Genomic DNA, 19,294 nt, shown 5'->3' on the forward strand with positions numbered 1-19,294 from the left:
ACGTCTTTGCTCCTTTCTACGAAGAAGCCCTAGCACGACAACCATATTATATCATACCAGGGAGGCATTTACCACTTTAAAGTGATAAAGTTTTGTATTTTTCATTCCTACAAGGAAGTGGTTTGATTAAGAAATTCTTCAAATTTATGCCGATTAATCAACGATTTATTCCCCACCTGAACAGTAAAGCAATAATCAGAATCAACGTTCTCAGAAATTAACATCCTTATCTTCTTTTCTCCAATTCCAAAATACAGAACAGCCTCGTCAACTGTTAGCATATATTTCTTCCATATTGGAACCATCTTTCCTTTCACTTTTGCCTCTGTATTATCTATTTTCAACACCTCCATCTTTCTCATAATAGGCAACACTTTATCTGCCCATGACAAACAGGAACCCATGCTCCTATCTCTCATCAGCAGACAACAAAAAATCCATACAGATGGCAGGTCATTACTCTGCCCACATCGGTCTTGCACCGTCATTCAAATTGACCGGATCTCTCCGGAAGTATCATTATCACAGATATGCTTCATCGCCCTGTGCAACTGCTACACATTTTGCCAAATTCTTCTCGCTCCATACCTTTGCTTCAATGTAGTGTTTCAACATTCCCTCACGTTCACTCAAAAAGAGCAGGTATCTCTTGGCGAACCTGCCTAGTGGCTCCGCATATCCTCACGTCCTGTATGCAATCAATATTCAGTTGTCAAGGTACAGGGTGCATACGCACCGATCAGTGAATGGAAAGGGACACCGCTGACCGCCTGCTATGCAACTTCAAAAGCCAATATTTTCGTAATCAACTTTGTTTCTAATCTGCGACGTAAAGTTTCATCAACACAGTAATGCGGATTCCCGCACTCATCATAGAGCTTTCTTGTAGACAGAGCTGCAATATACCCCTCGTAATGTTTCAAAACCTCATTGATTGCTTCCACATCGCCAGAAGCTGCTGCCGCAATGATATGGTAAGGTAGCAACTTTGAACATTTACTTGATTTCTCCATTCCTGATTCCCTCCATAATCTTTTTTAATGCCTGGAGTGAGCTTACCCGGTGATGATGAATGGTACTTCTGACAAGATTCATGTGCTTTGCGATTTCCGTATCTGTCATATCCAGAAAAAAAGACAGCAAAATAACATTCCGCTTCTTTTCCGGCAGATACTTCAATGCTTCACTGATCAGCTCGTCCTTTACCTCAATATCATAATCAAGGACACGAAATACCTCTGATTCTGCTATGTAATCATCCTCAGTATTCAACCGACTCAACTCCTCCTGCGTTAGTTCCGAGAAAGAAACTTCATGCTTTTGCCGATAGCTTCTTGCCCGTTCATAGTCAATCATTTCATTCTTTAACAGGGTTTTACAAAAGCTGTCAAACTGTTTCCTTATTCTTAACTGCTTTTCGGAAGAAGATTGCTCCATAAGAGTTCACCTCCTTCCACACCCATTTGGAACAGAGTGAAATATCTCCCTTTCACTCCGTAGCACGAATGGAAATATGAACAGCGTCGAAAAATCGACAACTTTTTGAAAAAAATTTTATGTATATAAAAAACGCCCTTGCAGGTACATACCCACAGGACGTTTCCTATATCTGATATTAATTTTTTTACCACACAATACAAGTGCGCATAGTGCACTTTCCATGATATACTTTGCCGCATCTGCGAAGATGCGACCTATAAAATTACCTTTCCACGCAAAATGCCGGACAGGTTCCTAATAACATAAAAATATCCTCTAAACTGTTCAGAACACATAACTCTCCCAAACATATTCAAAGGACAAAACAACGTGAAAAAACCTTTGAATACTGCGTTTTTTTATATGCAATATCCAAAGTTCCTATATTTATTTAGTGCATTATATTCCTCTGTTAAAGTGTATTATTAGTGCATTTCCAAACCAAAACGTGCACTATACACTATACATGGAGGTGCATATATGGCTAGATCTAAGAAAATTGATAAAGACATGGGGTTTCGTCTTAAAAAGGCTAGACTGGATCAAAAGCTGACATACGATGAGTTATCAGAAATGTCCGGTGTTTCCTCAAGGTATATCAAGGAAATTGAAAATCATGGCAATATTCCAAGCCTTGAGAAATTGGGGCAACTGATTCGTGCTTTACATATCTCCGCTGATCCTTTCTTTTATCCGGCAGCTCCAACTGACAATTTGGATTATCAAAGGCTGCTGGTCTATCTCTCACAATGTACAGAAGAACAGATAACAACGATTCTTGCCATTGTGGAAGCCTATCTTCGGACATATAACAAACCCACAAATTAGAATAGCAGAATGATTTTGATTTTAACTTGATTGTTTCTGAATTATTCTGGAGAAAAACAGGGTGGAAGTTCCATGATCGGATGCTCCACCCTGCTTACTTATTTCATTATTGTATTCAATAACTCTTTTACCTTAACACTCTCTTTAACAATCCCAAGTCCAGCAAGTATCTGTACTGCATCTACGATACCCTGATAATAGGCTCTCTGTTGTTCCTGAAAGTGTGCATGATCTACAATATCCATATAGTTTTCTAAAAAATTTCTCTGCTCTGTAGAAAGGTCAGATAAGAATTTTTCATATTCCCGGTTTTCTTTTTTCAGTTCCTTATCCGCCTTCTTTGCTTCCTCCGTCTGTATGGAATACTCCCGTTCGCCTGCATCGCTTCGAAGCTCCTCAAAAACATCAGATAATCTTTCAAATACTTCATTCATTTTGTGTCCACCTTTCTCTAAATAAGTATTGCATTTTACAGGCAGTATTATCAATCCTAAAATTTCTTACAACAATATTTTTCCGCACTTCATCTTTAGAAGTATATTATCAAGATTATTCCGTAAAATCAATCATGTGACACTTCATCTTTAGAAAGTTGGTGATGATATGAAAATTTACTGGAATAAAGAAAGCAATTCCAAAAATCTGATAGGTCAGAGAGTAAAGGAATTGCGAACTGAAAGGCAGCTATCGCAAAAAGCACTGGCAGAACAGCTCCAGCTTGCCGGATATGAATTTAGCGATTTGACTGTATTACGAATCGAACAAGGCACACGATTTGTGCCGGATTATGAAGTAGTTGCTCTTGCTGAATATTTCCAAGTATCATGTGAATATCTTTTAGGAGTTAAAAACGAAAAATAAGCAGTGATCTGTATTTCTTCATTTACAGACCACTGCTTAAATTTTTGTTAAAACGATAGCCCACACCCCATACCGTCTGTATATAGATTGGCTTGCTTGGGTTATCCTCTATCTTTTCCCGAATATTCCGAATATGGCTCATGACAATGTTGTAATCACCGGAATATGATTCTTTCCAGACAATATCATAAATCTGCTCCTTGCTGAACACTCTGCCTGGATTGTTGGCTAACAGATAAAGGATTTCAAACTCTGTAAATGTCAAATCTATTTCCTGTTTCTGTTTTCTTACCGAACGATTTATATCATCTATTTCTAATCCATTAAAACTCAAATTTGTTTTTGCATTTTCAATTACTTGAAATGCTCTTGCTCCCGTACTGACATAGGATATTATATGGTTGAGAATTTCTTCCTCTCTATCTTCAAATGTAAGTATTAACATTTTCCCATACAATCACCCCCTTATAACAAGATAGGCATCCATTCCCATTGGTTCATCCAATTTTAAGTTCAGAAATCACTTCAAAACATTATTGAGTGCTGAAAAAAATTGCTCTGAACCTTTATAGTAAAAGGTTAAATCTTCTTCTGACACACCACCACTTTTTATGGCATCTTTGCTAATAACTACCTTAACAATATCTGAATCCTTATATGTGGTATATTCCATGACTTTTTCATAAGTATTTTCTTTATCAGGTTGCACTCTAGTATGTGTCTTTTCCTGATACAACTCTATTACATATTCAGAAACCAGTTTTTCATCAAAGTTCTCGCATTCGGTCCATTCGTCCTCATCGAAAAAATCATCTACATCAGCTTGAGACTGTTGTTCTAATGTTATAACATCTGTGCTATTCTCATTTCGTATTTCGATACGGCACATCTTTTCTGTTTTGTTCCCACAACCTGTCAACAAACAAACTATTAATAATATTGTCAATAAATATGTCCTTTTTATCATTTTTTCTTCTTCCTCCTCCAATACTCTTCATTCATTGTTAATAGCCTATATGCTCGCCATATCCCCCATGTATAAATTGCAAAGCATCCACCTATTCCCTGTACTGCATCTCCTAACGCATACCATATATACTGCAAATCTTCTGGAACAGTCCAATAGAAATCTGGCAAAAACAGAAATCCTATTAAGAATACAAATGCGCCTCCTAATATCATTATCTTATACTTTTTCTTATTTTCCGCAAATGTCACTCTTAATCGTTTCAACACTTCGGCATCAAAGACCAATGGTTCTGTCCAAATCTTTTTATATGGATTGTCTGATATAACCATACTGATTATCAAAATAATAGCAACAATTATGATAAACGTACTAATCACATCACCAACGTTGTTATACATATTCATATAAGAAAACACACTAGACACACACGCCAGTAGAAAACAAATACCTATTTTTATAAACTTTGATTTTTGATGTGCCAGAAAGCTTTCTGCCAACTCATTACTGACATACCAACCTTTTTCTGATATATCCTCTCCCGGTTTTTCTTGTTCGTTTCCAACTAAATAGTCTAAGCTCACTTGATAAATCTGACTTAAACGTATGATTTTTTCCATCTCTGGATAACCATTATCATTCTCCCATCGGCTAACAGCCTGCCTTGATACACCTAACTGCTCTGCCAATTCCTCTTGAGATAGACCAGCCTCTTTTCTTCCTTTTTGTATTCTTTGCCCTAATGTCATATATCACTACTCCTTTCTCACTCAGCGTACCATTTTTATCTTGTGAAGACTATCAAAATACAGTTGCAACTAAGCAATTTTAAGTTGCAATAACTGTGATTACGGCTTCCATAATAAAATCAACTTACAAATTATACCATACAGTCTGTCATCAATCTATCGCTTATACCTCAAGGCACCTTTCTTACATTGGTTGCAATTATATACTTTCAATTTCGTTCCTTATTATTTTTAAGTTATTTATTATGTATCAATGGCTGCTTTTTCAACATCGCCTTCTGCGTCTTCCACACCTCATCCATAATTGCTTTCACTTCTGCCATTTCCTCTCCATAAACATTCCCGGTGCTGCTAATTCTCTTCTCAATCTGATTCAGATTTCCACTGATTTTTCCAAGTGTTTCATTGTATTGTCTTAAATAAGAATAATCCACATCATAAACAAATCCAAAGAGTATCAGTGTCCTAATGCAATCCGAAGCACTCTTCCGCTTGGACAGTTCCACCTTTCTGTCCAGGATTTATTTTTCATTATCGTTCAAATAAATTTTCAGTTCATTTTTTCTCGTTCTATTGGCTCTATCCTTTGCCATATCGTTCCATGTTCCTTTTGATCTGACAGGTATTCATCAGTGGAAGCATACTTGTGATTTCACATTCAATATTCTATTTCCTGACAAGTGATGAAAGATAGGTTCGTATGTTCTTTTCATCATCACATATTGCAATTCTTATCATGTTCCACCTCCTTTTTCTTTTCGTTTATTATATCGGAAATTATATAAAAATTTCTAAAGCTAATAGCGCAAGTGGACAAAAACCTCATTAAATACAACCTGAACAGCCTGAATTTACCAATAACATTCTCTGTCTTGCCTGTTCCCTTTGTTCGTCACTTAACCTTCTCGGCTTACAATAACCATATAACAGGAAAAAGCAGATAGATTGCTATTTGCTCTTTCCATAAACTTTATAAACTTACTTCCTGACTCTTGGTCTTTGGTTTCTCTTGTTCTACCTTTTCCTCCGTTTAGAGTAATACTTCCCACACCACACAATCCTGCACCGAAAGCTCTGCTTACACTCATGCACACACTTCTTGCACTGGTCATTATACTGTATCCTGTTTTTGTCATTCAAAAAGAACACCCACAACCTTTTTTCACCTACATTAAAATACCGACACACCCTCCGGGAGTGTCGAAAACAACCATAGCAAGCACTGCCCATGTCATGACACATAGGCTGAAATTTACTTTTCATGCCGCAGGCATAACCCGTAAATTTCCATAGGGAAGTATCCCTAACCCTCTTATATTTTTTGAGCCACTTTTCACAGCAAAATCATTGACCTTCTTCTGCAATTTTGCTACAATTTTTCTTGGATAATTCTATCCAAAAATCGAATACACATTGAAACAAACTGTTGTAAAACATCGAACATTTTACAGCAGTTTTTTTGTACCCAAAAAAAGAAGGAGTTAGAGAAATGGCAAACAGAAAACGCACCAATCCTGTGCAATTTTATCTCGATGATGACGAACAGTATATCCTGGACGAGAAGTTCCGATTATCGGGAATGAAAAGCAAGTCCGCTTTCTTGCGAAAGCTCATTTTGTATGGCTATGTCTATGACGTAGATTACAGTTATTTAAGAAATTATAATACGGAGCTTGGACGTATCAGCTCAAATCTGAATCAGATTGCCAAGCGAATAAACAGCACCGGGAATATTTATCAGGAAGATATGGACGAAGTAAAGGAGTTGATGAATGAGGTATGGCGTACACAAAAATCCATGCTATCAAAGCAACCGTTGATAAAGCGATAGACTACATCTGCAACCCCGAAAAGACCGATGAAAAAATGTTCGTTTCCTCTTATGCCTGTTCTCCGGAAACCGCAGCTTATGACTTCAAATATACTCTCGACCACTGCCGGGAAAACAGTCCCAACAAAGCCTATCATCTGATACAGGCTTTTGCTCCGGGAGAGGTTGGTTTTGAAGAAGCACACCGCATTGGAAAGGAACTTGCAGATAAACTTTTAGAGGGGAAATATTCGTATATTGTAACCACCCATATTGATAAAGGACACGTTCATAATCACATCATTTTTTGCGCTGCTGACAACATCGAACATAACAAATATCACGACTGCAAACAGTCCTATTATCACATCCGGAAACTGAGTGATGAGCTGTGCAGGGAGCACAATCTTTCCGTCATCATTCCGGGTGATCAGCGTGGCAGAAAATACAAAGAATGGCAGTCTGATCAGAATGGTTCTGCATGGAAAACGCAGATCAGAAAGGACATCAATTTCTGTATCAAGTCGGCTTCCACTTATGAAGAATTTCTGCTTCTGATGAGAGCCAAAGGGTATGAAATCAAGGGGGAAACTTTTGAAGAAGGAGCTGCCAAATACATCTCATTCCGCCCTCTAGATAAAGAGCGTTTTGTGCGTGGCAGTGCGAAGTCTTTGGGTAAGGAATACACAAAGGAACGTATCAGGGAACGCATTGAAAGGAAACGGGAACGAAAGGCAGTGATTCCCAAAAGGGACTACTCTGCCCGCAGGCTCATTGACACCTCTGACGAAAAATTCAAAAGCAGTCCGGGACTGCAAAGGTGGGCTGCCATCGAGAATTTAAAGATTGCCGCACAGAGCTATAATGAGGTTGGTTCCCTTGCAGAACTGGAACACAAAATTGCAGTGAAAACCGAAGCCGGAAAGTCTGCAAAGCAGAGCGTGGTGGAACTGGAACACCGCATCAAAGACCTTGCGGAAATCATCAAATACGCACAGCAGTACAAAGACAACCGCTCCTATCATATCGGCTACAAAAAAGCCAAGAACCCTGACGCATATTTCCGCAGATACGAAAGCCAGATTATTCTTTATGGCGGCGCCAGACGTATGCTTGAACAGGCGGACATAAGCTTAAAGGGATTGAATGTCGATAAACTAAAAGCTGAGTATCAGAAACTGATGAAGCAGAAAAGCGAGCTGACTTCCACCTATAAAAATTGTGAAAAGGAAGTGCGTGAGCTGAAACGGAAACAGGAAAATCTCAATCAGTATCTCGGACGGACACAGCCCGATCCGGCACAGGAACAGCAGGAAAAAAGTAAAAATCAGACTTTATAATAATACAAGGCAGATATCCAACACAGGACATCTGCCTTGATATTATTCATCTGAATCATCAAGTCTTTGTTCAATATTAAATCGTTCACGCTCTATCTCTTTCTTCAATTCTTCTTCTGTTGGCATATATAACTTATATTTTGAAGCATATAAATGATCATTCTCATTTAATACGGAATACTTAACCATTGTTTCATTTTTCTCCGAGCAAAGAACAATTCCAATCGTAGGATTATCTCCTTCCGTTTTAATGTTTTCCTCAAAGTATTTTACATAAAAATCAATTTGACCGATGTCCTGATATGTGAGCTTATGTGTTTTCAAGTCAATCAAAACAAAACACTTTAGAATGTAATTATAGAACACCAAGTCGATGTAGTAATGATCCCCATCTATAGTAATTCTTTTTTGTCTTGCTACAAAACAAAAGCCTTTTCCCAATTCAAGTAAAAAATTCTGCAAATTATCAATCAATCCCTGCTCCAGTTCATGCTCCAGGTATGTCTTATTTTCCTCTAAACCCAAAAACTCTAAAATATACGGATCTTTTAATAAATGCTTTGGTTCTGTATTAGGCTCCAGTGATTGGATTTCTCCCCTTACTTCTGCTTTTTTACCTTCGCTAGTGGCTAATATTCTCTCATAATAAAATGAATTTATCTGACGTTCTAACTGTCGTACACTCCATCCACATTCTACACATTCATTTTGATAATACTCTCTTTTTTCTTGTTCCTTTATACGCATAAGCAATCTGTAATGCGACCAACTCAATTCGGAACACACTGTGTTCCATTTTGGATAGACCTCATAAAACTGTCGCATATTACGCAAATTTCTTTCATCAAATCCTTGCCCAAATTCTTCACTTAACCTTACCGAAACATACTTTATCAGTTGTTTTCCATAAATAGAACCATCACCACTCATTGCTTCATGTAACTGTTTTCCTATCGTCCAATAAGCGGATACCATAGCAAAGTTAACCGTTGTAGCTACTTTCTCTCGTGCTTCTAATATTGCATTTCTTATATTTTCAAATTCTGGGAATTTATCTATATCATTTGTGATAATTTCGTTATTCTTTTTCATTGCTACCTCCCAAATAATACATTTCAAAAAACGGAACACACTGTGTTCCATTTTTAACATCGGAATATATGCATTAGAATTATACCCTACAAAACCATTTTTCTCAATCAATTTTATATGCCATATTTTTTGAGAAAATAAAAAAGCAGGCAGCCAGCAATACAGCCAACTGCCTATCTTTCCTACATATCTTCTGCCGCTTCCAGAGAAATTTCTGCAAATTCCTCATCGGTGATGCTCTGGAGCTTACCTAACACCTGCTCTCCAAGCTCCTCCATATCGCTGTCCTTTATGTGCGGCATTACCTGTCTGATCTGCCCAATCATATCCGTCCTGTCCTGTGTCTCAAACACACACATGAAATTGATTTCTTCTACTGTGAATTTACTCATCTTCTTACATCTCCCTCTGTGATTTTTTCTCGGTTTCCTTTTCCGGTGAAGTACGTTCCGCCTTATCCCTCTGCTCTATGACTGCCTTTTTCTCTGCCAACTTCTCTTTTATGGAAATTCTGCCTTTGATCTGCTCCTGTTCCTTTTTCTCCGCTCCATTGTTTAAGACATTATCAATCATGTTGTAATTTTGTTCTTCAAGCTCCTCCACCTTTGCAAGCGGCTTGTATTCTGCCAGCTTGTCAAGCAGCTCCTTCGCCCTTCTCGCAGTCTGAACCGCTTCGCTGTCATCAATCTCCACACCCTCTCCGAAAATGTCCGTTATACCCTCTCTGACGCCTTCAGAAATGACCGCATTGAGAAAGTCATTCAGATACCCGGTATTTCCGTTTCTGATGTCCTCAGTGATGTTAGCAACCTGTGCTTCCCTGTCCTCAACCGTATCCTGATACTGATAGGTATCATAATCGTAGGAAAACTGGTCTATCTGAGAAGCAAGGATAGCCGCCTGCCACTTCTCCAGTGAACCACGCACCTCAATGTCCGGTAACTTGTCAATCAGCTCCGCTATGACCTCGATTGCTTTCGGCTCGTCTGTTATGTCCGGTACATAATCCAAAACCTCCAGATCAATGACCTTGCCGGAGAGAATATCCATTTCCACGTCCTCATAACGCTCGGTTCCCTCGGTGTGTATGTTAATGCCGATACTCGGAATCCCATTCATGCGCTCCGGCGGTATGCTTTTCCACACAGCGATTGCTTCCTCCACGCTTGCGATATTCTCATGGAACTCTCCCAGACTGTGAAATTCGCCGCACTCTGCAACCGTTAAGGTAATGGTTTTCTCCGGTATGGCTTCCACAGCAGACGCTTTCTGCATTGCCTGTTTCTCTGCAAGATAGCTTTCCACTTCCGGAAGATAAGTTGCAAGTGTTCCGGTCTTGCCCTCTGTGATAGGATTGATGTCAACCTTTACCCCGCCAATCATAAGACCGTCCTCGTTAAAGACATTGAACAGATCATCTTCATGCTCCCTGCCCTTATACTCCACAACCACATCCAGATCGGAGCCTGCTTTCTCCAGACCTCTGCATCTGCTTCCGGACACCACCACATCCACAAGCTCAACATCTATCTCATACTCGTCAAGCTTGGATTGCAGATATGCCCATACCGTCTGCTCTATATCGTCCTGTGTCTGTCCGTTGATTCCGTTAAATAATTCCTCTGTCTTTGCCTTGAAATCAGCAACAACACTGTCTGCTTCCTCCCGGATACGCTCGCTTAACCGTTCACGCTCCACCGCTTCTGTTTTCTCCATAAGCTCCTCATAGTCCACCGGAATACGCTTATCCTGTTCCGACAGTCCAAAGTCCTCCAGAACGTCCTTTAACGCCGCATGAATGGAAATATCAGGATTATCATACACGCCACCGTCAACCAGCTTATAATCCGCATCAAAAACGGAATAATCATATCCCTCCGTACAGGTCTGTATGCTGACAAATTTATCTTTTATGGAAAATGCCATCTGCTCCGGCTCTTTTACCTCAAAATACGGATTATCCCACTCCGTAATCGGTACATTTTCCTCGATGTGCTTTTGGTTGGCAGTAGGCATTAACTTCTCCATCTTGCCCTGTTCATAGAGCGTATCGAACCGGCTCATATAAAGGGAAATATCATCAAGACCGCCCTGTTTCAACTGATGTTCAAAACGCCGCTTCACAAAGTCTTTCACTTCCTCCGGTGTCATATCCCGGTGTACTCTTACCTTGTCGATGCCGATACTGTCACTCAACGTCTGCAAATCGTCCATGAAGTGCTTACTTTCCTTTGCTTCACTGCTGTGGGTAAAATCAAGGGAAAGGACGTTTTCGTTATTCTTTACATGGATTACATCAAATTCAATGCCATGCACACTGACACCAAAGGTTGTCCTTGCCTTGTCATCGCTGTACTGTGCATCTTTGCCACGATAAGCCTGAAATGCTTCCATTGCTTCAGAAATGCTGTCAAAACGCTCCAGCTTGCTCCTTTCTGAGCTGTTCTCTGCCCATGTGCTTAAATCGGCAATGACATAGTAGGATACCTTGTCATTATCAATATCCATATGCTTCTGAAGCTGTCTTGCTTCCATGATGCGCTCAAGCTGTGTCCTTCCGTTTACCATGTAGAAACCAATGTTATTTTCCTTGTTGAAAGGCATATTCGCCATTTCCCGCTCTGCTTCATATAAAGCAGCCGCAGCTTCCTCATAGGTATCGTAATGCACTCCTGCTGGTGTGATGTCCTTGATCTGGCTTTGCAAATGCAAAAGCCTGAAATCCCCGTCTGCATACGGATCGTCAATGGCAAAGTAATTCTGTTCAAAGTCAAGCATACTGACCTCACGCCATTCGTTGTAATTGACGAGGAACACTTCATTTTCCCTGTCCGGTTCATCGTCTGCATGTTCCTGTGCTATCTCCGAAAGGATCTCCGTTGTTTCATCAATGACCGAAGTCTGTTCTTGTGTATGCTCTGCCATAAGCTCCTTTGTAAATTCCGGCACTTCCCTGTAACCAAAGGAATCCACATAATGGCTTGTATTCTCTCCGTTCTGATGAAGCACCACCACATCACTGACGGAAAGGGAATGTCCCCGAAAATCTGCCGGACGATCTATATTAAAGCGGGTGTAAATATCTTCAAGGTTTGTGCCCCCCTCTAACGGTGCGGTATAAAGCAGATCATAATTCTCCTTTGTAACCGCAATGCCCTTGCTTTCAAGATAGTCCATTCCCATAAAGTGAATGTCCCTTGCTTCCTCTGTATCTTTGAGCTGATATATGCCAAATCTGTCCTCACTGCCAAATAGAAGCTGTGCTTCCCTGTTTGCAGGGCTTTCCTCTAACTCCTGTTTCATACTCTGGTGTTCCAGATAGGCACTCCAATCGTCCTTTTCCACTCCGAAAATGCCCTCATGCTCCTTTAATTCTTCCAAATCTTCAATGAGCGTTTCGGAACCGTCCTCATGGAGCTGATACACAGCCACATCTTCCCCGAAAAGCTCTGTTGCCTTATCCTTTGTCAAAGGCAGCATTTCATTCCATGAATAACCATACTCATGCATCTCAGAAAGACCTATCCTGCCATCCGGAAGTGCATCAATCTCCGCCTGTGCATCTATGACAGTAAGCGCTTCATTGACAGGCTGATTTTCTATCATGTATGCAAGTTTCTCCGCCAATTCTCTTGTCTTTTCCATGTCATCGAGCTTGTAATTGTAATTCACAATCAGATTTCTCTCATCATCCGTAAAGACCGTTGCCCCATGCTCCATGCGGTTGATAAGGTTCTCTGCCTGCTGTATGGCAGACAATTCCGTTGATGCACTCACGCCTATATCTGCATCGTATGCAAAATCAAAAAACTGCGGTGCGTGTTCATTCAGTCCGGCACTGGAACTAATCAAAGTCATTTCTGCCCCATGTTCTTTCAGATACAAATTATAATCTCCGTCCCACTCATTCTCGTTAAGCAGCGCCATATCATAAAGCAGCTTTTTAACTTCATCCGGGGACATATTTGTGATTTTGGAAATCTCCCATTCACTTCCCATCGAACCGGAGAATTTTACCACTACATCTCCGGCAGCAACAGGCTCCATTGCTCTATCATAGATTTCCTTTCGTTCTTTCATATCCACAAGTTCCTCTGTATCGGTATTGTAGCGGACATCAAGGTGGTATTCTCCAAATTCTTTTGTATCTTCGTTGGCAATCTCGGTAGTCCATGCCCCTTTACTCTCCAGATATGCTTGAATACTCAGCTTATTGTCCTCACTCATGGCTGAAAGAACGTCCATAAGCTCCTGTCTGTCCATGCCCACAACACTCACAAGGCTGTATTGTGTCAGATCATCATTCTGTATCAGAAGAATACTCTCCTTATTCTGTTCCTGCTCCACTGCCCTGTCCTTCTGTAACTCTGCTAACCTGTCCTCAATGCCTGTGATCAGCTCCGAAGCGGTCTTTCGTATGATATCAAGGGAAGATTTCAGTTCTTTCATATCCCGGTCACTGCTCCATCCGGCGATATACCCAAAGGAATAGTCTGAGGTATCAATGCCGAAGTGCTGACACACCGTATAGGCAACGCTCTCTGCTTCCACTTCCTTTGTGTTGCGGTCTTTGTCTAAGACCGCATCTATATCCTGATTCTGTTCCCGGTCATGGAGCTTTGCGTGTGCCACCTCATGGATAGCGGTCTTTACGGTCTGGCTCTGGCTCATGCCCTCCTGTATGGCAATCCGGTGGTCTGTGGTGTGGAAATATCCCTTTGCCTCCCCTTCTATATCTTCATAGGTAATGGGAACCGGGGAAACCTCCGTAAGTGCCTGCATAAAATCCTCATAGTCCTCCACGCTTCCCGAAAGCTCATTTACCCCTATATCCGGCAGCTCTTTTCCGTCCGTCTGTGACACATCAAAGACCGGAACCACACGAAAGGCGGGTATCTTAATCTCCACTTCCTCCGTAATGGGCATTCCGTTCTTATCAAGCATAATCTCTCCCGTTACCGGATCAAGTTTCTCCTGTTCTTCCTTAATCTTGTACGGTGCCGGAGCAAGGATACGGATACCCTTTTCCCCTTTCTTAACGTGCCTGTCAAAATTCTTCTGCCAAGCCTTAAATCCGGCCACTAACGTAGCGTCAGGCTTTTGCATTGCGATTAACATGGTATTGTTAAAGCTGTAATTGTGGAATTTTGACATGGTATTCAGATATGTCTTGTACTTCTCGCTTTCAAAAAGCTCCTTGATACCCTGCTCCAGCTTCTCCGTTATTTCCTGTACTTTCTGTTTTTCTGTTTTAGCATCTGCCATTGTATTTCCTCCATCTGCTTATTTTTTGCATGACAAAAGGCAGCCATTATTGACTGCCCTTGCACAATTACGATATTCACTTATATCTTTATTATTACTGCCCTGATTCGTTTTGATTTCTGCAATGTACTCCTGTCTCCTTTCTGCACCTGTCGCTGTAAATGTTTTTTACAAATAAAAAAGACAACCAAGATTTTGTTTCTTAATTGCCTGTTTCTATGCTATCAAATTTTTATTGAAACGATAGCCGACGCCCCATACCGTCTGTATATAGATTGGCTTACTTGGGTTATCCTCTATCTTCTCCCGGATATTCCGGATATGGCTCATGACGATGTTGTAATCACCGGAATAGGATTCCTTCCACACAATGTCATAAATCTGTTCCTTGCTGAACACTATTCCCGGATGCTTTGCAAGAAGCTTCAAGATTTCAAACTCGGTATAGGTAAGATCTATCTCCTGATTCTCCCAAATTATCACCCGTTGAACCTCGTCAATCAGAAGACCTTTGAAATTCAACAGATGATTATTCAAATCTGACATCTGAGTAATTTCATCTCTGGTATTTATAAACGATAGTATGCGGTTCATCATAGCATCCTCATTATCCTCAAATGTCAGAACTAACATTTTCCCATACACATCACCTGCCTTATTACATTTATCTACTGCTAAAGCTCTGGTCAATACAAAAGAATAATTCCTATATCCAACCAAACAATGTGGTACTTGCTATTTGATCTTTCTTATTTATTTTTCCTATATGCTATAAAGGAAATTATTTTTCCGGTTGTTCCAAACTGCTATCCTCTTAACAATTTGTTATTCTGCAACTCTATACCCTGTTTTTGACAACAGCTCTATTGCTTTTGAAAAATTTTTTGATTTTATTAAAACATAATCCGTATTAAACGTAGATATAGCAAAAATGCCTATATTATTTTCTGCCATCAGGCAAGATATTTTTAAAAGGATTCCGATTAAGGAAAAATCCAATGTTCCCTGTATTCTGAATGCCTTCCATTCATCATCTCTCTGTCCTCCTTGAGATATAGAATCGAAATCCTTTTCTGCAATTACTCTTAATCTGAACTTCTTTCCTTTTGCAAAAGGAGTGAATAAAGCCTTTCCCTCTTATTCACCCCCTCATATTCATAATTTGTTTAAGAAATTACTGCATTCTTTCTCCTGTATGTATCATTATCTTTCTGGCTTAACTCCCCCTCAATCTGAGCCAGCTTTTTCTCCAATACCTTAACCTTTTCTTTGTCCCCCGCCGCAGCCTTTATCTGCTGTTCAAGCTGTTCCTTTTCCTCCTTGAGTTTCTCAATCTCTCTGTCAACATTATCTGTATTTGTCGTACATTTCTCTGCCTTTTTCGCTGGCTCCTCCTTTGGTTGAACATCTTTCGCCTTTGCGACTCTCTTAGGATCATCATACATTACTTTTGGATTACCATTTTCATCTTGCCCTAAACGATACAGACCACTTGGCTTGCTACCAGATTTTTCGCTACTAATATACTCGTCCTTTGGAACGGGAATACCTTCGTTTTTATCCTCCCCCCTTTGATCTTGTGAAGCTTCTTTTACTTTATCCTGCCCTGTCTGTACCCTATCTAAATACTCATTTTTGTAATCCTTATAATTACTGCTTATTTCCATTGACATAAAACGTCCTCCTTTTCTTTAATACACTATAATGTTTTTACAATCTCTTATTCGTCATTCATATATCTGTTTTTAACAGATTTGTTGTGAAATGCTTTCTGATTGTTGCGGAATGATTAAAAGAACACTTAAAACAAATATATCTCCATCTATTCTTACTTCCATTGCTCCATGATATTTTTCTGCAACTGCTTTTATGTTAGCAAGTCCTGTCCCACTGCGAATGCTCCCTCTCCCACTATGGCTATTAATTATTTCAATTAAAAGAAAATCACCTTGCACTTTTCCTGTTATGTGAATATATTTCTGATTATCATGGGGCACTCGGTTACAAGCTGAGATAGCGTTATCTAATGCATTAGAAAAAATAATACAAAAGTCAATATCAGCAATTCCACATGGATATGGAGAAATAAATGAACATTGTACTTCTATCTGATTGCTCTTAGCTATCCCTAACTTATTTCCAATTAAAATATCAAGTACAGGGTTATTTGTACTTACCGGAAATGACATATCTGCTGTTAAATTTTCCATATCACTCATATACTGCAATGCTGTATCTATATCGCCATTCTGTACCAATTCTTTGACAATAGATATATGATTTTTCACATCATGTCGAAATGCTTTTGTTTTCTCATAACGTACTTTTGCTTCTTCCACATACTGATTTAAAGAATGTTTTTCCAGTTCTAATAAAGATAGCTCTCTGCTCAATTTAAAACTATCCACTAATTTTTTATACGCAAACATGATGCAAAACAGACTGGCTATCCCCAATATCTGTATAAACAGTAATGGAAACGGACTTATGCTAGGTAAACTCCCATCTGCTTGTATCGTAATCGTATGTCCATAAATATTTGAACTAATATATTCACTTACCAAAAAAATCACTAAAGTCGGTATTAAAATCAGAAGAACATATTTTGCCCCAACGTTTTCATCATATGAAAAATTTTTATTTATGACCTGATAACACAAAACAGATGTAACAAGAGCTAAAATACTGCTCATTACCATAAATAAAACGCTAACCGCTTTAGGATTTTCCTGAAAAAACAAGGGAGATAAAATACACGAAATCGAATTAAAAACTCCATAGCATAAGTGCATTATTTCAATCATTACAACTGCATATAACCCGACAAATATATTGTATGTTCTACATATAAAAAATCCTCCTGCCATCACCAGCAGAACATATACCAATAATTCCATAATACTGCCGGTTGGAAAAAACATCATAATCGTCATTCCAAGAAAGGCAAACAATATATAATAAATAAACTTTACCTTTTTCTTAAGAAATCTGGTAAAGAAATGAAAAACCGTCAACATTTCAATGCTTCCCATAATATATACATTGAAAATATCTAATCCATCCATTCTTTCACACTCTCCGTTCCTTCATATATTTCAAAACAACACTTGAAAATTCCTTGCTCCGTAAGCGTGATACAGGTATCTGTTTGTCATTTATCATATACGCCATCCCATTTTTATAACTTTTCAGATGGCTCAAATTAATTAAATAACTTCTATGGCATTTAAAAAATCTCCCATCTAGTTTTGTTTCAAGATTTTCAATTCTGTCATAGTAATCAATAACTTCCTCCGTTTTTAGATGCAGATATATTTTTCTGTCTATAATTTCACAAAAAACAATGTCATCAAAGGCAATAATATTACTCTCGTATCCCTTTTGGACAAGCAAACTTGCGTCTTTTGCATTTTGCATAGCAGAAAATAATCTCTCCATCGTTTTTTCAAAGCATTCTTCTTCAATCGGTTTTACCAGATAATCATATGCCTGGACTTCAAAGGATTGAAACACCATTTCCTTTAGAACTGTTATAAAAATTAGGTATCCTTTATAATTTTGACTACGCATCTTCCTTGCAGTTTCCATCCCATCTATTCCATCCATTTGAATATCTAAGAACAGAATATCTATATTTTTGTTGTGTCTCAGTAATTCCTCACCACTCCCGAATTGTGAAACAGTTATTTCTACGTTTTTTCTATGAAAAAAATCAAATACCAGCTTTTTGATTTTATCTAATATGTATTTTTCATCATCACAAATTGCTATGTTAATCACACGACCACCTCTTTCCTTAAAAAATTTATTTTAGCATCTATCCTCAAGTGAAACAATTATAATGCTTTGAAATGTAACTGTAATGATGTGTAATGCTGAATAGTCTAATAAATATATCGGTGAATTCTTATCAACTTTAAATTTGCCTATTGTTTTCGTCTGAATTGATTTTCTCCATCGCAACCTTGCCTGTTTCCTCTGCTCGTCACTTAATCTTCTCTGCTTACGATAACCACATAACAGGAAAAAGCAGATAGATTGCTACCTGCTCTTTCCATAAACCTTTATAAACTTGCTTCCTGACTCTTGGTCTTTGATTTTTCCGGTTCTTTCTTCTGCTGTTCCGATTTCACTTTCATCTGTGACAGCTTTTCCTTGACGGACACCCTGCTTTTTTCCTTATCCTTTCCGGTATCCAGTCCGGCACAGATCTTATCCAGCTTCGCTACTGCACCGTCAATCCGCTCCACCTGTTTCTTTAAGGCTGAGATATGCTTCTTTACAGGCATATTCAGTACCCTTGTAAGGGCAACGCCCTCTTTTTCGTCCGACACTTCCTTTGTACCTTTTCCGGTTAAGAGCCTTCCCACGTTGGCTACGCTGTTCCCTATCTGCTTGAACTCGTCCCCGATACTGTCTATCTGGTTGGCGGTCTTTTCATAACTGGTAAGCACATCAACCATCTTCTCCCGGCATCCGGAAAGCACCGACTGCACACCGGAAATTCCTTTCTGAAGAACCCTGTTCATTTCCTCCCTTCCCTTTTCCTTAAAGGCGGTTACTGCCTGTGCTGCGGTGTCAATCAAATGGTCTTTCAATTCCGATAAGCGTTCTGCAAGACTGCTTACCTTCTCCTGAAGGTATGACACCTTATCCAAAAGCTGACTTTCCGCTGCTTTCGGCTGGCTCTCCTGCATCCTTTCAAGCTGCTTCCGTACTCCTTGCAGTTCGTCCACCATAGCGGAAAGCTGTAACTGCATCCCGGCGATATACTGCAAGACCTCCATAAAGTCCTGTGACTGCTCTTTCATGCCCTGCTGTCCCAAAAGCTCCATGAACTGCTTCATAACGTCCATTTCCTCTGTGTTCTGTCCTTTCTTTGGTTCGTTTGCTTCCATAGCAC

Annotated in this window: 21 protein-coding genes and 1 pseudogene; 4 read left to right on the forward strand and 18 right to left on the reverse strand. The window is 39.4% G+C overall.

The features are described 5' to 3' along the window. Positions 1 to 107 precede the first annotated feature (107 nt). From DXB43_RS03535 to DXB43_RS03545, 3 genes are all read right to left on the reverse strand, one after another. Positions 108 to 392: an excisionase gene (locus tag DXB43_RS03535; RefSeq protein ID WP_243006632.1), complete on the reverse strand. Its 285-nt coding sequence runs from the start codon at positions 390 to 392 to the stop codon at positions 108 to 110. Positions 393 to 773: 381 nt separating this feature from the next. Then, positions 774 to 1,013 (reverse strand): helix-turn-helix domain-containing protein, encoded by a 240-nt coding sequence (locus tag DXB43_RS03540; protein ID WP_117946804.1) that lies wholly within the window; start codon positions 1,011 to 1,013, stop codon positions 774 to 776. Next, positions 997 to 1,437 carry an RNA polymerase sigma factor gene (locus tag DXB43_RS03545; protein WP_075680336.1) on the reverse strand — a complete coding sequence of 147 codons (441 nt, stop codon included), beginning with the start codon at positions 1,435 to 1,437 and terminating at the stop codon, positions 997 to 999. The genes DXB43_RS03540 and DXB43_RS03545 overlap by 17 nt, the downstream gene beginning before the upstream one ends. A 522-nt stretch (positions 1,438 to 1,959) precedes the next feature. Between DXB43_RS03545 and DXB43_RS03550 the strand changes: the two genes are divergently transcribed. Next, positions 1,960 to 2,307: a helix-turn-helix domain-containing protein gene (locus DXB43_RS03550; protein WP_117946806.1), complete on the forward strand. Its 348-nt coding sequence runs from the start codon at positions 1,960 to 1,962 to the stop codon at positions 2,305 to 2,307. 98 nt (positions 2,308 to 2,405) lie between these two features. On the opposite strand, the gene DXB43_RS03555 is transcribed toward DXB43_RS03550, so the two are convergent. Continuing rightward, positions 2,406 to 2,741, reverse strand: coding sequence for a hypothetical protein (locus DXB43_RS03555; protein ID WP_006859231.1), 336 nt, complete (start codon positions 2,739 to 2,741; stop codon positions 2,406 to 2,408). Between the two features lie 169 nt (positions 2,742 to 2,910). Here DXB43_RS03555 and DXB43_RS03560 point away from each other — a divergent pair, with 169 nt between their 5' ends. Then, entirely contained in the window at positions 2,911 to 3,168 is a 258-nt protein-coding gene (locus DXB43_RS03560) for a helix-turn-helix domain-containing protein (protein WP_117946808.1), read from the forward strand. A 22-nt stretch (positions 3,169 to 3,190) separates the two neighbouring features. Here the strand turns inward: DXB43_RS03560 and DXB43_RS03565 are convergent, their stop codons facing one another. The 5 genes from DXB43_RS03565 to DXB43_RS15270 all read right to left on the reverse strand — a co-directional run bounded on the left by DXB43_RS03565 (position 3,191) and on the right by DXB43_RS15270 (position 5,972). After that, positions 3,191 to 3,613 carry a winged helix-turn-helix domain-containing protein gene (locus DXB43_RS03565; protein ID WP_117946809.1) on the reverse strand — a complete coding sequence of 141 codons (423 nt, stop codon included), beginning with the start codon at positions 3,611 to 3,613 and terminating at the stop codon, positions 3,191 to 3,193. Between the two features lie 75 nt (positions 3,614 to 3,688). Beyond that, positions 3,689 to 4,135 (reverse strand): hypothetical protein, encoded by a 447-nt coding sequence (locus DXB43_RS03570; RefSeq protein ID WP_117946810.1) that lies wholly within the window; start codon positions 4,133 to 4,135, stop codon positions 3,689 to 3,691. Further along, entirely contained in the window at positions 4,132 to 4,884 is a 753-nt protein-coding gene (locus DXB43_RS03575; RefSeq protein ID WP_117946811.1) for a helix-turn-helix domain-containing protein, read from the reverse strand. Before DXB43_RS03575 ends, DXB43_RS03570 begins: the two co-directional genes overlap by 4 nt. A 236-nt stretch (positions 4,885 to 5,120) precedes the next feature. Further along, the gene (locus DXB43_RS03580; protein ID WP_243006638.1) at positions 5,121 to 5,405 is read right to left on the reverse strand and encodes a plasmid mobilization relaxosome protein MobC; all 285 of its coding nucleotides are present in this window, start codon (positions 5,403 to 5,405) and stop codon (positions 5,121 to 5,123) included. A gap of 375 nt (positions 5,406 to 5,780) precedes the next feature. Beyond that, positions 5,781 to 5,972 (reverse strand): hypothetical protein, encoded by a 192-nt coding sequence (locus tag DXB43_RS15270; protein ID WP_199535074.1) that lies wholly within the window; start codon positions 5,970 to 5,972, stop codon positions 5,781 to 5,783. 401 nt (positions 5,973 to 6,373) lie between these two features. Between DXB43_RS15270 and DXB43_RS03590 the strand changes: the two genes are divergently transcribed. After that, entirely contained in the window at positions 6,374 to 6,715 is a 342-nt protein-coding gene (locus tag DXB43_RS03590) for a MobC family plasmid mobilization relaxosome protein (protein ID WP_006859242.1), read from the forward strand. Continuing rightward, positions 6,664 to 8,034, forward strand: coding sequence for a relaxase/mobilization nuclease domain-containing protein (locus tag DXB43_RS03595; RefSeq protein ID WP_044999558.1), 1,371 nt, complete (start codon positions 6,664 to 6,666; stop codon positions 8,032 to 8,034). The genes DXB43_RS03590 and DXB43_RS03595 overlap by 52 nt, the downstream gene beginning before the upstream one ends. A gap of 42 nt (positions 8,035 to 8,076) precedes the next feature. Here DXB43_RS03595 and DXB43_RS03600 read toward each other — a convergent pair whose 3' ends face one another. From DXB43_RS03600 to DXB43_RS03645, 9 genes and pseudogenes are all read right to left on the reverse strand, one after another. Then, the gene (locus DXB43_RS03600; protein WP_044999559.1) at positions 8,077 to 9,126 is read right to left on the reverse strand and encodes a PDDEXK nuclease domain-containing protein; all 1,050 of its coding nucleotides are present in this window, start codon (positions 9,124 to 9,126) and stop codon (positions 8,077 to 8,079) included. A gap of 182 nt (positions 9,127 to 9,308) precedes the next feature. After that, on the reverse strand, positions 9,309 to 9,518 hold the full coding sequence (locus tag DXB43_RS03605) for a transposon-transfer assisting family protein (RefSeq protein WP_006859244.1): 210 nt from the start codon (positions 9,516 to 9,518) through the stop codon (positions 9,309 to 9,311). Between the two features lie 4 nt (positions 9,519 to 9,522). Beyond that, on the reverse strand, positions 9,523 to 14,391 hold the full coding sequence (locus tag DXB43_RS15380; RefSeq protein ID WP_243006633.1) for a YodL domain-containing protein: 4,869 nt from the start codon (positions 14,389 to 14,391) through the stop codon (positions 9,523 to 9,525). A gap of 216 nt (positions 14,392 to 14,607) precedes the next feature. Further along, positions 14,608 to 15,081 carry a winged helix-turn-helix domain-containing protein gene (locus DXB43_RS03620; RefSeq protein WP_330417854.1) on the reverse strand — a complete coding sequence of 158 codons (474 nt, stop codon included), beginning with the start codon at positions 15,079 to 15,081 and terminating at the stop codon, positions 14,608 to 14,610. A 135-nt stretch (positions 15,082 to 15,216) separates the two neighbouring features. Continuing rightward, positions 15,217 to 15,432 (reverse strand): annotated as a pseudogene (locus DXB43_RS15750) (ACT domain-containing protein); the annotation flags it as partial. Positions 15,433 to 15,557: 125 nt separating this feature from the next. Continuing rightward, positions 15,558 to 16,064: a hypothetical protein gene (locus tag DXB43_RS03630; protein ID WP_055264227.1), complete on the reverse strand. Its 507-nt coding sequence runs from the start codon at positions 16,062 to 16,064 to the stop codon at positions 15,558 to 15,560. 72 nt (positions 16,065 to 16,136) lie between these two features. After that, entirely contained in the window at positions 16,137 to 17,456 is a 1,320-nt protein-coding gene (locus DXB43_RS03635) for a sensor histidine kinase (protein WP_117946812.1), read from the reverse strand. A 4-nt stretch (positions 17,457 to 17,460) separates the two neighbouring features. Further along, a complete protein-coding gene (locus DXB43_RS03640; protein ID WP_006856822.1) occupies positions 17,461 to 18,171 on the reverse strand; it encodes a LytR/AlgR family response regulator transcription factor in 711 nt (236 codons plus the stop codon). Positions 18,172 to 18,455: 284 nt separating this feature from the next. Continuing rightward, entirely contained in the window at positions 18,456 to 19,289 is an 834-nt protein-coding gene (locus DXB43_RS03645; RefSeq protein WP_117946813.1) for a DUF6674 family protein, read from the reverse strand. Positions 19,290 to 19,294: the final 5 nt, after the last annotated feature.

The sequence above is a fragment of the Roseburia sp. OM04-10BH genome (assembly GCF_003462605.1).
Lineage (GTDB): Bacteria > Bacillota > Clostridia > Lachnospirales > Lachnospiraceae > Roseburia_C > Roseburia_C amylophila.